The organism is Sphingomonas crusticola, assembly GCF_003391115.1.
In the GTDB taxonomy this organism is placed as follows: Bacteria; Pseudomonadota; Alphaproteobacteria; order Sphingomonadales; family Sphingomonadaceae; genus Sphingomonas_I; species Sphingomonas_I crusticola.
On the sequence record NZ_QTJP01000001.1, the window covers coordinates 2,341,660 to 2,355,251 of the forward strand.

General features: G+C 64.7%; 14 protein-coding genes. 11 read left to right on the forward strand and 3 right to left on the reverse strand.

The features are described 5' to 3' along the window. Positions 1-165 precede the first annotated feature (165 nt). Entirely contained in the window at positions 166-1,779 is a 1,614-nt protein-coding gene (locus DX905_RS11115; protein ID WP_116091401.1) for a glycoside hydrolase family 1 protein, read from the forward strand. A gap of 116 nt (positions 1,780-1,895) precedes the next feature. Next, positions 1,896-2,201 carry a hypothetical protein gene (locus DX905_RS11120; RefSeq protein WP_162875575.1) on the forward strand — a complete coding sequence of 102 codons (306 nt, stop codon included), beginning with the start codon at positions 1,896-1,898 and terminating at the stop codon, positions 2,199-2,201. 221 nt (positions 2,202-2,422) lie between these two features. Here DX905_RS11120 and DX905_RS11125 read toward each other — a convergent pair whose 3' ends face one another. Next, positions 2,423-3,733: a family 1 glycosylhydrolase gene (locus DX905_RS11125; RefSeq protein WP_116091403.1), complete on the reverse strand. Its 1,311-nt coding sequence runs from the start codon at positions 3,731-3,733 to the stop codon at positions 2,423-2,425. A gap of 152 nt (positions 3,734-3,885) precedes the next feature. On the opposite strand from DX905_RS11125, the gene DX905_RS11130 reads away from it, so the two are divergent. The 3 genes from DX905_RS11130 to DX905_RS11140 are packed head-to-tail and all read left to right on the forward strand — an operon-like array spanning position 3,886 to position 6,247. Beyond that, positions 3,886-4,689, forward strand: coding sequence for an exodeoxyribonuclease III (locus DX905_RS11130; protein WP_116092500.1), 804 nt, complete (start codon positions 3,886-3,888; stop codon positions 4,687-4,689). Beyond that, positions 4,686-5,747 (forward strand): GTP cyclohydrolase II, encoded by a 1,062-nt coding sequence (ribA, locus tag DX905_RS11135; protein WP_116091404.1) that lies wholly within the window; start codon positions 4,686-4,688, stop codon positions 5,745-5,747. The genes DX905_RS11130 and ribA overlap by 4 nt, the downstream gene beginning before the upstream one ends. A 2-nt stretch (positions 5,748-5,749) precedes the next feature. Further along, positions 5,750-6,247, forward strand: a complete 498-nt coding sequence (locus tag DX905_RS11140) for a L,D-transpeptidase family protein (protein WP_205412317.1) — start codon at positions 5,750-5,752, stop codon at positions 6,245-6,247. Positions 6,248-6,256: 9 nt separating this feature from the next. Here the strand turns inward: DX905_RS11140 and DX905_RS11145 are convergent, their stop codons facing one another. Beyond that, positions 6,257-6,928: a YggS family pyridoxal phosphate-dependent enzyme gene (locus DX905_RS11145; protein WP_116091406.1), complete on the reverse strand. Its 672-nt coding sequence runs from the start codon at positions 6,926-6,928 to the stop codon at positions 6,257-6,259. A gap of 22 nt (positions 6,929-6,950) precedes the next feature. Between DX905_RS11145 and DX905_RS11150 the strand changes: the two genes are divergently transcribed. After that, a complete protein-coding gene (locus DX905_RS11150; RefSeq protein ID WP_240320823.1) occupies positions 6,951-7,526 on the forward strand; it encodes a thiamine phosphate synthase in 576 nt (191 codons plus the stop codon). Here the strand turns inward: DX905_RS11150 and DX905_RS11155 are convergent. Beyond that, the gene (locus DX905_RS11155; RefSeq protein ID WP_240320824.1) at positions 7,499-8,182 is read right to left on the reverse strand and encodes a hypothetical protein; all 684 of its coding nucleotides are present in this window, start codon (positions 8,180-8,182) and stop codon (positions 7,499-7,501) included. The genes DX905_RS11150 and DX905_RS11155 overlap by 28 nt on opposite strands. A gap of 264 nt (positions 8,183-8,446) precedes the next feature. Between DX905_RS11155 and DX905_RS11160 the strand changes: the two genes are divergently transcribed. From DX905_RS11160 to DX905_RS11180, 5 genes are all read left to right on the forward strand, one after another. Further along, positions 8,447-8,887: a DUF3576 domain-containing protein gene (locus DX905_RS11160; protein WP_116091407.1), complete on the forward strand. Its 441-nt coding sequence runs from the start codon at positions 8,447-8,449 to the stop codon at positions 8,885-8,887. A gap of 7 nt (positions 8,888-8,894) precedes the next feature. Next, positions 8,895-11,426 carry a leucine--tRNA ligase gene (leuS, locus tag DX905_RS11165; protein ID WP_116091408.1) on the forward strand — a complete coding sequence of 844 codons (2,532 nt, stop codon included), beginning with the start codon at positions 8,895-8,897 and terminating at the stop codon, positions 11,424-11,426. Next, positions 11,423-11,932, forward strand: a complete 510-nt coding sequence (gene lptE, locus DX905_RS11170) for an LPS assembly lipoprotein LptE (protein ID WP_116091409.1) — start codon at positions 11,423-11,425, stop codon at positions 11,930-11,932. The genes leuS and lptE overlap by 4 nt, the downstream gene beginning before the upstream one ends. Continuing rightward, a complete protein-coding gene (gene holA, locus DX905_RS11175; RefSeq protein ID WP_116091410.1) occupies positions 11,929-12,954 on the forward strand; it encodes a DNA polymerase III subunit delta in 1,026 nt (341 codons plus the stop codon). The genes lptE and holA overlap by 4 nt, the downstream gene beginning before the upstream one ends. A 67-nt stretch (positions 12,955-13,021) precedes the next feature. After that, entirely contained in the window at positions 13,022-13,588 is a 567-nt protein-coding gene (locus tag DX905_RS11180) for an ATP-dependent Clp protease proteolytic subunit (RefSeq protein ID WP_116091411.1), read from the forward strand. Positions 13,589-13,592: the final 4 nt, after the last annotated feature.

The window sequence follows — 13,592 nt, forward strand, 5'->3', positions numbered from 1 at the left end:
AACCAACTTAACGGTGCGATCCGACGGGGGTTCCGCAGCAACAAGTAATAAAGTGCTGATTTAACATGTATTTATTAATGTAGATCAATGTTCTCCGCAAATTCAAGAATTGCGCAACTTTGCTCTCGTTGTTCCGTTACGGACAACCAGGGATCGGAGACGTCAATGGACACGCTCGAACTTTGGGGCGGACCGGAATGTACGGTCAATCGTGTCGGAGACCATTTCCGGGATCAGCTGCGCGAGACGGGTCATCACGACCGGCTGCCTGACCTCGACCTTTTCGCGGAGCTTGGCATCTCGGCGCTGCGCTATCCGGTGTTGTGGGAGCGTGTTTCGCCGCACCGGCCGGATAGCTTCGACTGGAGCTGGTCGGATGCCCGACTTGCCCGGATATGCGAGCTTGGCATGCGGCCGATCGCCGGTCTGGTCCACCATGGCAGCGGACCCGCCTACACGAACCTTCTGGCCGACAATTTCGCGCCTGGGCTCGCGCAGTTCGCGGGGGCGGTGGCCGCCCGCTACCCCTGGATCGAGGACTGGACGCCGGTCAACGAACCGGTGACGACCGCTCGCTTCTCCGCCCTGTACGGCCTGTGGTACCCGCATCATTGCGACGAACGCAGCTTCTGGCTCGCCTTGCTCAACCAGATCGATGGCGTACGGCTGGCGATGACGGCGGTACGCGCCGTCAATCCGGCAGCGAGGCTGATACAGACGGACGATCTGGGCAGGACCTATGCGACCGCCGCGATGGGTGATCAGGCCGCATTTGACAACGTGCGGCGCTGGATGAGTTGGGATCTGCTATGCGGCCGCGTTGTGCCCGGCCACCCGCTGTGGCGGCGGCTTTGCACATACGGTTTTGAACCGCGCCTGCGTTCGATCGCGGAGGCGCCGTGTCCGCCCGACGTCATCGGCGTGAACCATTATCTAACCAGCGATCGCTTTCTCGATCATCGGATACAGCGCTATCCGGCGCACCTGCGCGGCGGCAACGGAGCAAAGACGTTCGCCGACACCGAGGCCGTACGCGTGCTTGACCCGCCCCCGCCCGGGTTGCGCGGCGTATTGCGGGAAGCGTGGGCACGCTATGGCATCCCGCTGGCGGTGACCGAGGTGCATAATGGCTGCACGCGCGAAGAGCAGATGCGCTGGGTGGCCGATGCGTGGCAGACCGCCCGCGAGCTGCGCGCCGAGGGCATCGAGATCGGCGCAGTCACAAGTTGGGCAATGTTCGGAAACCGTGGCTGGAACACGCTGTTGACCGCGTCCGGCGAGTATGAGCCGGGTGTATTTGACGTCAGCGGGGGGATGCCGCACCCCACCGCGCTTGCAGCGCTGCTGAAGACGCTGGTGGCGCAGCAGGAGACGCACCCTGCCGCGAGAGGTGCCGGATGGTGGCGGCGCAAATCGCGGCTGCTCCACCCGTCGGTCGCACGGCCGGCTCCCATGCGGGATCGCCATATTCCGCGGGTCGAGAGGTTCACGCCGTCCCTGCTGCTAGCCGGAAAGGATCTCGACGAGCTCGCGACCGTCTGCCGCCACCGCGGCCTAGCCTACCGCCTGGCGGATCCAGCCGATGAAGCTGGCGCGACGGCGGTGTTGGCGGAGGGGCCATGGGCAGTTATCGCGTCGGGTGACGCGTACGGACTGCTCGTCGGAGATTGTGCCGAGCGCGGCATCACGATCGTCGATGGCTCGAGCTGCAAATCGGCCGACGCGCTGCTGGACAAGATGATCGATTGCGACGCCTGCGCTCAGCCGATGGCCGCCTGACGCCCCTCAAGAATCTGTCTGCCGCCTAACCGCGGCATTCAGGAAAAATACAATGTTGCGCCCTTATAGACCCTGACTTACCATCCACCCGCATAGGAAACCCGGGGGGGTTCGATATGACCAGAAGAGTGCGCGACTTCATCCACGTTCCCGATCATTCGTCGCTCGACGCGATGATCGAGACGCTCATTGCCTTGCGCGACCGACTTCCCGCGGACAGTCAGGCAACTTTACGTATGCAGGGCGATGAAACATTCGGCCGGCACTTCTCCATTTCCTATCTGCGTCCGCAGACGGCGGACGAGGCGGCATGCGATGCGCGCTACGCGCAGGCACATCCGCATCAGCCGGGCGAAGGGGGGACGAGCAATGTTCCTCCGTCTCACCAGGCCGGCGATCCCAAGTTAAGCCTCGCCGCTTAGTGCGGCCCCGGGGAGCCGTCCTCCCGCCTCTGCCGGATTTGCTCGCGCAATCGGTGAGACACTGCGCGACCTACCAGGCCGATGCCGAGGATGATGATCGGTAGCAGGATGAGCAAGAGTTTATGCGACTGGGCCATGCGCGCGTGCTGGCCTGGCGCCGCCCCGGCGTCGTTGCGGTAGATTAGCGCAGGCTTGCCGGTCTGTGCGTTTTCAAGCCGGTGTCAGCGTCCGATCTCTTCCCGCTGCGGCGCCGCCGGGGTGCGATGGAGCATGCGGTCCGCGCGCCGTTCCTGCTCGCGCGCATCGATGCGTCCGGCATGGGACGGCGGCACGACCGGTACGGTTAGGCAAACGCTCTGCGCGGGCAGCACATCGCGCCAGTCTTGAATGAGCTGCCGATACGCTTTGCCGACCGGACGAATATTGCGATCGAGGTCATAGAGGCCGAGCGGATTGACGTTGCCATTCTGCTCCCGCAGCGCGCTGTCCCAATCCACCTGATCTGTCAGCGAATACCAAGTGAAGCCGACGGTCGGGATGCCCACATTGCGCAGCCTCAGCACATTGGCCCATTCCTTCCACAGCCAATTGACCGCCTCGTCACCATTGGGCCCTTGCCGAAAGTTGGTCTCGGTGTGCATCACCGGCAAACCATAGCGGCCGTAATATTGGCGCGTGATCTCGCTATAGCCGAACACCTCGCCTGAGGCCCAGGTCCGCCCGTCCTGATGCACGCGATGCTCGTTGGTGCAATAATAATCGTTGCCGAGAATGCAGTGCTGCTTGAGGCGGTTGTTGAGGAAGAAATGATATTCTTCCTTGGTCATGCCGCTATCGAGCAGATATTCGTACATCTCGCTGTCGACCCGGACGCCATAGTTGAGATCGAGGCTGAGGAAGCGTTTGGCGTTCATGATCTCGGCCGGGCCGATCGCAGCGGGGCTGTCTGCATGAAAATATTCCGAGGATTCGCTCTGGATGAAGATCGCGTCGGGGCGGCGCTTGAGGATTTCCTGCATCGCCAGAACATTCGCTTTGACGATATGCTTGAGCGCGGTGACGAACGCCTGATCGCTGGAGAGCTGCTCGTTCCACCAGCCATATTGCGCCGAGAAGACCGCGCAGACGAACATCTCGTTCACTGGCGTGTAGAGCTGGACCCAATGATAGCGCTCGGCGAAATCGGCGGCATAACGCGCGAACAGCATCGGGAAATCGGGGTTCTGGAAATTGCCGATCCAGTCCGGCACGCCGAAATGGCAGAGGTCGACGATCGGCGTGATGTCGCGTGACTTGAGGTCGCACAGAGTGAGATCCGCGAACTCCCAGTCGTAGCGGCCGGGGCCGAGGAAGGCTTTGTGCAGCGGCGGCCCGAAGCGGAGATACTGGATCCCCATATCCTCGACGAGGTCGAAATCCTCGCGCCACCGCCGGTAATGGCCGCAGACTTCCATCTGATCGACCCGGGTGCGGCCATTGTTAATGGTCGGGATGCTATTCTCGATCCCGGTCGCGAACATGAAATTGGCCATCGCAATCTTTCGAATGAAGCCCACCGTGGGCGTCGGGTAGCAACGCGCGTCCGGAGCTTAAGTCCCTCGGCCCGTCGCGCGTCGCCACCGTCTCCATCCAGCCCCACGCCGTCAATCTTCCATCCCCGCCTCCCGCTCGCTACATGCCGAGCATGGCAGCTCTCAAGATCGCATCGTGGAACATCAATTCGGTGCGGGCGCGGATCGGCATCGTCGAACGCTTCCTCAAGGAAGAGCAGATCGACATATTGTGCCTGCAAGAGACCAAGGCGGCGGACGACGTCTTCCCGGCCGACGATTTCAAGCGGATGGGTTATGTCCACCAGCGACTCCATGGCCAGCGCATGCATCACGGCGTCGCGATCCTGTCGCGACAGCCCTTCCGCGACGCGCACAATGATTGCTGGCGGTTCGACTGGCAGGACAATGGTGAGGCGCGGCATGTCGGTGTCTGGCTGGAGGCGGGCTTCCGGCTGGAGAATGTCTATGTTCCCGCCGGCGGCGACATCCCCGATCCGGCGGTAAACCCCAAATTCGCGCAGAAGCTCGCCTTCCTCGAGCGGATGACGCAATGGGCGGATTGCCTGAGCGAGCCGACCTTGCTGGTGGGCGATTTCAATGTCGCGCCGCTGCCGGAAGATGTCTGGAGCCACAAGCAGTTGCTCGATGTCGTCAGCCACACGCCGGTCGAGGTCGATGCATTGGGCCGGCTGCAAGCGGCGCATGACTGGGTCGATCTCGGCCGCCATTTCTACCCGGCGCCGGCACGACTGCACACCTGGTGGAGCTATCGCTCACCCGACTGGACCGTAAACGATCGCGGGCGCCGGCTCGACCATATGTGGGCAAGCCGAGAAGTTGCGGCCAAGGCGACGAAGCACGTGGTGCACGAGGCGTGCCGCAACTGGCTGAAACCATCGGACCATGTGCCGCTCGTGACGGAGTTCGCGGTGTGAGCGATCCGCGCGATGCGGCCCGGGCGATCGACGCGCTGCGGCGCGGCTGGCCGGTTCGGATCGATGGTAGCGACGGCGGCCTGGTGCTGTTGGCAGTCGAGCGCGCCGACGATGCTCGCCTGGCGGCGTTCGATCCGGATGGTACGGCCGAGCTGCTGCTTTCGGCCGAGCGCGGCGCGATCCTCAAGCTCGCCAACCAGCGCGATGCCGCCACGCCGGGTCAGCCGGTATTGATCGAACGCGTGCCGTGGCTCGATCTGCCCGCGGCGCTGGCGCTGGCCGATCCCGCCAATGATCTCGCCAATCCCTTCAAGGGTCCATATCGCACGCGAGCCGTTGCGGCTGTCGAGGCCGCGTCGGCCGCGTTGACCCTGGCGCGCGTTTCCGGGCTGCTGCCGGCGTTCTTCGTGCGGGCGGCGGGAGAGGCCGCCGCGCAGGTGACCGCTGCCGACATTGCGGCACACGAGCGTGAGGACGATCTTGCCATCGTCGCGCGTGCCCGCCTTCCGGTGGGGGGCGCGGAGAATAGCGAGATCATCGCCTTCCGCTCGCCGGCCGACGCTGCGGAGCATGTGGCTTTGGTGATCGGCGCGTCCGATGGCACGCCGCCGCTGGTACGCCTTCACAGCGAATGTCTCACGGGCGACGTGCTCGGCAGCCTGAAATGCGATTGCGGGCCGCAGCTTCACGCCGCGATCGAGGCGATTGCGCAGAGCGGCTGGGGCATATTGCTGTACCTGCGCCAGGAAGGGCGCGGGATCGGGCTGATCAACAAGCTGCGCGCTTATGCCTTGCAGGATCAGGGTTTCGACACGGTCGAATCCAATCTGCGGTTGGGCTTCGCCGTCGATGCGCGCGATTTCAGCATTGCCGCCGCGATGCTGCGCCTGCTGGGACAGGACCGGATCCGGCTGCTCACCAACAATCCCGCCAAGGTATCGGCGCTGGAAGCGGCGGGGGTGACGGTCGTCGAGCGCGTGCCGCACAAACTCCCGCCCAATCCGCATAATGCCCATTATCTGGACGTGAAGCGGGATCGCACCGGCCATCTGCTGTGAAGCTGGTAGCCGACGGCACGGCCGGGCTTCTGCATGTCGAAGGGCAGTCCATCCCATGCAGTATCGGCAAAAGCGGCCTGGTGGCGGCGGCAGCCAAGCGCGAAGGTGACGGCGCCAGCCCTATCGGGCTCTGGCCGATCCGGGGCCTATTGCTGCGACCCGACCGGGTAGCTCTGCCCGCTGGGTTGCGTCTGCCGTGGCGCTGGTTGCGGCCCGACGACGGCTGGTCCGACGGGGTTTCCGACCCGGCCTACAATCGGCCGGTGCGTCACCCCCATCCTTTCTCGGCCGAGCGGCTGTGGCGCGAGGACGGGCTCTACGACGTCATCGTCGTGCTGGGTCATAACGACGCGCCGCCGGTTCCCGCTGCGGGCAGCGCGATCTTCTGGCATTGCTGGCGCGACGGTGCGCCAACCGAAGGCTGTGTCGCGGTTGCGCGCGCCGAGCTGCTGAAGTTGCTGCCGGCGCTGGCGCCGGGTGATGCGCTCGAGATCCGCTAGCGCATTGCGTTAGGTGCGGGCGCCGAACAGGGCCGTGCCGACGCGGACGCAGGTCGCACCCAGCATCGCTGCCGTTTCATAATCTCCGGACATACCCATGCTGAGCTGGCTCAGGCCATGGTCGCGCGCCAATTTGGCCAGCAACGCAAAATAGGGTGCGGCTTCGGTGCCGGCCGGCGGGACGCACATCAACCCGGCAATATTTAAACCGAGCGCGCGGCAATGCGCCAGCAGCGCGGGCAGGTCACCGATCGCGCAGCCGCCCTTCTGCTCCTCGCCGCCGATATTGACCTGGACGAACAGGGTGGGGGTGCGGTTCGCCTTTTCCATCGCCCTGGCCAACGCATTGGCGAGGCTCGGCCGGTCGAGCGCGTGGATCGCGTCGAACAGGGCGACGGCGTCATCCGCCTTGTTCGACTGAAGCTGGCCAACGAGATGAAGGCGGACATCGGGGTGGGCCGCCTTGAGCGCGGGCCATTTACCCTGCGCTTCCTGCACGCGATTCTCGCCGAAGCTGCGCTGGCCGGCCTCGATCAGCGGTGTGATCTCTTCCACGCCGTGTGTCTTCGAAATTGCGATCAGTTCGATCGCGCCTGACCCGCGCCCGGCCAAAGCGGCGGCGCGCGCCAGTTTTTCGCGAACCGCGGCAAGGCGCGTGGCGGGAGTATCGGTCGGGAGCATGGCGGCGCTATAGGCGAGCGCGATGCGCTCCCGCCAGCCTCTCCCGCGCCTGTGGCTGATGACCGACGAACGTATGGGCGAAGGCCTGTGGGAAGCGCTTGGTCGACTGCCGCGCGGGAGCGGCGTGATCTTTCGCCATTATGGCGCGGGTGAACGCAGGGCATTGTTCGAGCGCGTGCGCAAGATCGTGCGAAAACGGCATCTGGTCCTGATCCTGGCCGGAACCCCGCGCGAAGCAGCGGCGTGGCGCGCGGACGGGGCACATGGGAGATCGCGGCATTTGCGTGCGTCCCGGCCGCTTATGCGCACCGCACCCGCGCATGACCCGCGCGAAGTGGCAGCGGCGCGCGCGCATGCGACCTTGTTGTCGCCCGTGTTCGCAACCCGCTCACATCCCGCCGCGAAGGGGCTGGGCGCCGTACGGTTCGGATTATGGGCGAGGGGGGCGCGCGTGCCGGTAATCGCGCTCGGCGGGATGAACGGTCACGCCTTCCGCAGGCTGGCGCAATTAGGGGCTTATGGCTGGGCCGGTATCGACGCGTTCATGATGTCAAACCGGCTTTCGCCGGATCAGAATTTGAAGGTCGTGCCGAGATAGACGGCCTGGCTGTCGCGGCGGTCGTCGGTGAGGCTCTGCAACTGGTCGCGCTGCGTCTTGTAACGCACGCCGCCGGTCACGTTGAAGCGGCGGGTAAGCGCGTAGGAACCGCCGACACCGACCGACCAGCTTTCGTCGAGCCCGGTGGCTGCAGGGATGCGCGCGCCGGAGGCGCGTTCGCCGGCGACCTGAAGCTCGGTGGCCCAGCGCTTGCCCGAAAAGATCAGGCCCAGATCGGCGGACTCATGCCCATTGGGTAACAGGCCGCCATCGACCTTCTGAACGTCGCCCGACAAAGCGAAGCGCTTCCAGCCGATCGAGGCGCCCAGGCTGTAAGCGGAGGGGGCAAGGCCGTCGCTCGGCAGCGCCATGCTCTTGGCCGCCTGTTGGCGCGTGAAAGAGCGCGAGCGGACTGCGACCGTGATCGCACGCTTGCTGGCGCCCGTACCCGACGGCGTGAAGCGGAATGCGCCCTCATTGAAATTGGTAGCGCCAAGGCCGCTGCGCGCGAACAAAGCCGCGAGGCGCGGATCGGCGGCGGCCGGGGTGAAGGCGCTGAAACCCGGCGCAAGCGCCGCCGCAGGGGCGCGGCTATGCTTGCGGACCTTGGCGTCGGCGGATGTTGCGGGCACGGCAAGCAGGGCGAAAAGCGCCACGGCGCTTCCCCACTTTCCAAATCTCCCGCGATTCGTTTTCATTTCCGGTCCATATGGGTCGCGTTACAGGAAGCCGCTACCCCTCACGCGCAACTCTGTTCCGGTTTGATTGCCGATTCATTTCGGTATGTTGCAGAGGCTCCACATTTTATGGCGCAGCTGCCGCAAATCCAGGCATGCGCAGCCCGCCGCACGCGGCTTGCGGGTACGCGACGAGCTTCTATAACGGCGCCGCCAGCCCGACCGCAAAGGTTTTCCCCGCGTATGATCCCTTCCTCCCGCCCCCTGATCGGCCTTCTGATGATCGCCAGCCTCGCCGGCGCGGCCGATGCCCGCAAGAAGCCGAAACAGCCACAGATGGCGCCGGTCAATGTCACCACCATTGGCGTCAACGCCTATCTCTGGCGGGCCGCGCTCGAGACGCTGTCGTTCATGGCGATCGCGCAAACCGACAGCAACGGCGGCGTGATTGTTACGGATTGGTACCTGAATCCGGCGGTGCCGACCGAGCGAATGAAGGTTTCGGTCTCGATCCTCGATGCCGCATTGCGCGCCGACGTGGTCCGCGTCGCCACCGCGCGCCAGGTGTACCAGAATGGCCAGTGGGTCGACGCGGCGGTCCAGGCGGCGACTAACGCCAAGCTTGAGGAGATCATTCTCCAGAAGGCGCGCGACCTGAGACGCAACGCCGCCGCGAACGGCTGATAATATCGTGAGTGAGCGGTTCGAACCCCGCGACAGCGACGCACGCTGGCAGCGGGAGTGGGAGACGCGCGGCACCTTCCACGCCGACGACGCGTCCCCCAAGCCAAAAAGCTACGTGCTGGAGATGTTCCCCTATCCGTCGGGGCGCATCCACATGGGGCATGTGCGCAATTACACGATGGGCGACGTGCTCGCGCGCTATCGCCGGATGCGCGGTATGGAAGTGCTGCATCCGATGGGGTGGGACGCGTTCGGCATGCCCGCCGAGAATGCGGCGATGGAGAAGAACGTCCATCCCGGCGCCTGGACGCGTGCCAATATCGAGGCGATGAAGGCGCAGCTGAAACGGCTCGGCTTCGCGCTCGACTGGAGCCGTGAACTGGCCACCTGCGAGCCGGATTATTACGGGCAGGAACAGGCGCTGTTCCTTGACCTGTATGCGGCGGGCCTGGTCTATCGCAAGGAAAGCGCGGTCAATTGGGATCCGGTCGATATGACCGTGCTCGCCAACGAGCAGGTCATTGACGGGCGTGGCTGGCGCTCGGGTGCATTGGTCGAGCGGCGCAAGCTCAGCCAGTGGTTCCTCAAGATTACGGACTTTGCCGACGAACTGCTCGATGGGCTGGATAGCCTGGAGCATTGGCCCGACAAGGTGAAGCTGATGCAGGCCAATTGGATCGGCCGATCCAGGGGGCTGCGCTTCAAGTTCGAACTGGACGGCGGTCCATTGCCACAGGTCGAGGTGTTCACCACCCGGCCCGACACCATCTTCGGTGCGTCCTTTGTCGCGGTGTCGATCGATCATCCGCTGGCGCAGGCGCTGAAGGACAGCACCCCCGGCCTCAACGAATTCATCGACGATTGCCGTCATACCGGCACCGCCGCCGCCGAGATCGAGACCGCCGAGAAGAAGGGCTTCGACACCGGCTTGAGCGCGGCACATCCGCTCGACCCGGCGTGGAAGCTGCCGGTGTTCGTGGCGAACTTCGTGCTGATGGAATATGGCACCGGCGCAGTGTTCGGCGTGCCCGCGCACGATCAGCGCGACCTCGATTTCGCGCGCAAATATATGCTGCCGGTGACGCGCGTCGTGGCGAAGTCGGCGGATCATGCCAATGATCCAATTGCCGACGAGGCGGACACCGATCCCGGCGTGATCGTGAATTCGCGCTTCCTCGACGGTCTAGGCTCGGAAGAGGCCAAGAGCGCGATCGTCGCGCGTGCCGAAAGCGAGGGCTGGGGCGTCGGCACGACCGTCTATCGCCTGCGCGACTGGGGCGTCAGCCGCCAGCGTTATTGGGGCACACCCATCCCGATCGTCCATTGCGAAGGCTGCGGCCCGGTCGCGGTGCCGAAGGATCAGTTGCCGGTCGTGCTGCCGGAGGATGTCAGCTTCGACATTCCGGGCAATCCGCTCGACCGCCACGCGACCTGGAAGCATGTCGACTGCCCGAACTGCGGCAAGCCGGCGCGGCGCGAGACCGACACCCTCGATACTTTCGTCGATTCCAGCTGGTATTTCATCCGCTTCGCCAGCCAGCCCAAGGACCAGCCGTTCGACCGCGCGGTGGCCGAACAATGGCTGCCGGTCGGCCAATATATTGGCGGCGTCGAGCATGCGATCCTGCATCTGCTCTATGCCCGCTTCTGGACGCGCGCGCTCAAACATATCGGCCGGCTCGACATTGCTGAGCCGTTCACCGGCCTGTTCACGCAGGGTATGGTAACGCACGAAACCTATTATACGACTATCGAAGACGGCGTTGGGGAACGGGTTGTTTGGTTCAGCCCCGAAGAAATCGACCGGCGAGAAAACGCAGTCTTCCTCAAGGATGGCGGACCGGAGATCAAGATCGGCCGCGTCGAGAAGATGTCGAAGTCGAAGAAGAACACCGTCGATCCGGCGCCGATTCTCGATCATTATGGCGCCGACGCGGTGCGCTGGTTCATGCTGTCGGACAGCCCGCCCGAGCGCGACTTGCCGTGGAGCGTGTCGGGCATTGAAGGCTGCGCGCGCTTCGTCCAGCGGCTGTGGCGCGCGACGGCTGTGGGGGGCGGTGCGGGCGAAGATGCCGCGCTGACCCGCAAGCTCCATCAGGCGATCGCAGGCGTTGCTGCCGACGTAGAATCGCTCTCGTTCAACAAGGCGGTGGCCAAGCTTTACGAACTGGTGGGCGCGATCGAGAAGGCCAAGCCCTCGGCCGCGCGCGACGATGCCGCGCGGGCGCTGATCCGGCTCACGGCGCCGATGGTGCCGCATTTCGCGGAGGAAGCGTGGGCGCGAATCGGCGGCGACGGGTTGGTGGCGGATGCGCCATGGCCGGAGGTCGATCCGGCGATGCTGGTCGAGGACGAGGTTACGGTCGCGATCCAGGTCAACGGCAAGCTGCGCGACACGCTCACCGTTGCCAAGGGCCTGGAAAGAGGCGCGATGGAGGACACAGCGCTGGCTTCGCCCAAGGTCCAGGCGTTCCTCGCCGGGGCGGCGCCGAAGAAAGTGATTGTCGTGCCCGACCGGCTGGTCAACATCGTCGCATGAAACGGCTCGCGCGCCTTGGTTTCCTGCTGCCGATCGGCCTGACCTTGGCCGGGTGCGGGCTACAGCCGATGTATGCCGGCGGCAGCCATGGGTCGGTCGCGCGCACACTCAGCGGGATCGAGGTCGGGCAGATTGCGGGTCAGCAGGGCTGGCTGATGCGTAACGCGCTGGTCGATCGGCTCGGCGCCAGCGGCCATGGTGCCTCGCGTTACCGGCTGGACGTGCTGCTCGATGATCAGATCACCGGCTTCGGCATCCGTAGCAACAATACGGTGACGCGCGAGCGGCGCACGTTGCGCGCGCGCTTCAAACTGATCGACGCATCGAACCAGACGGTGCTGCTGGATAACACGGCGCAGTCGGATGCCGGGATCGATGTCGTGACATCCGAATATGCGGTGATCGCGGCTGAACAGACCGCGCTCGAACGCCTGTCGGGCGAAGTCGCCGAGCAGATCGTGGCTCAGGTCGCGCTCTATGCCCGGCGCCATCCGCCCGCGGAATGAAGCCGGAAGAAGCCCGGTTCCGCCACGCGCTCGACAGCGCCGATCCGAGCATCCGTTTCTATCTGATGTACGGCCCGGACGAGGCCGGATCGCGTGCGCTTGCTGACCGGCTGGGCGCTGCCGTGGGGCCGGACGCGGAGCGGATCGACCTCACGTCGTCGGCGCTCAAGAGCGATCCGGCACGACTGGCGGATGAGGCGGCGGCGATCAGCCTGTTCGGCGGCAAGAACTGGATCCGGCTCGATCCCGCGACCGATGATGCGGTCGAGGCAGTTCAGGCGCTGCTGGAAGCGCCTGCCGCCGGCAATCCGGTAGCGGCGATCGCAGGCGCATTGCGCAAGGATTCCAAGCTGGTGAAGCTTGTCCAGAGCAGTCCGGCAGCGTTGGCGCATTTGAGCTACGTCCCGGAGGGGCGCAACGCGGCGACACTGGTCAGCGAGATAGGGCGCGAACTGGGCCTGCAGATCCGCAACGACGTCGCCGGACGTATCGCCGCCGCCTGTAACGGCGATCGTGCATTGATCAGCCGCGAGCTGGAAAAGATGGCACTTTATGTCGATGCCGCGCCGGATCGGCCCAAGCCGCTGGAGCATGAGGCGCTGGAAGCGGTCGGCGCGGCGATGGAGGAAGGCGATCTGTCCAAGCTCGCCAACGCCGTATTCTCGGGCCAGCCGCAGCATGCCGACGACGAACTCGCGCGTCTTGCCAGCGAAGGGATCGAGGATATCCCGGTCATCCGCGCGCTTGCCCGCCGCGCCCTGCAGCTGGCGCAGCTGCGCGGCCAGATGGCCGAAGGTGAAAGTATCGATCGGGTGATGGAAACCGCTGGCCGGGCGATCTTCTGGAAGGAAAAGCCGATCATTCAGGGGCAGCTCACCCGGTGGACGCCGGATGGGCTCGCTACCGCGTTGACTCGGCTCGCCGAAGCGGAACGCCAGGTAAAATCTCCCGGCTACCCAGGCAGTGCGCTGGTCGAGGAGGAGATAATGGCGATTACCCGGTTTGCGGCGCGGCGGCGTTAGCAACCATTCCAGCGGCTAGGGGTTGGACGCGCTCACGTCCGCCACCCAATCCCTCAGGCTGAAGAAAATGACTGATACCCTCGATCCCAAGAGCTTCCTCAATCCGGCCATCCTGCTCGCCGGCACGGTCGATGACCAGATGTATGCGCAGTTCCGCGAGCAACTCGACAAGGCTCCCGCGGAAGGCGTGATCGCGATCGAGCTGTCCACGCTCGGCGGCGATCCGGAAATTGCCCGCATGATCGGCGAGGACATGCGTTACCATAGCGAGCATGACGACGCGCGAAGCTTCGTTTTCCTCGGCAAGACGGCGGTCTATTCGGCCGGCGTCACGCTCATGAGTTTCTTTGCACGCGAGAACCGCTACCTCGCCCGCGGCACACGGCTCATGATTCACGAGCGTCAAATGCATAAGGAGCTCGCCATCGAAGGTCCTTTGACCAGCGCGATCGAGATCGTGCGCGCGTCACTCCATGAAATCGAAGCATCGATCTCGATCCAGAACGAAGGCTTCGAGAACCTGATCAAGGGGTCGCAGCTGACGATGGAGCAATTGCTCCAGAAGACACCGTCGAACTGGTATCTGAGCGCGCAGGAGGCCCTGGAACTCGGCTTGGTGCAGGCGATCATCTAAGGCC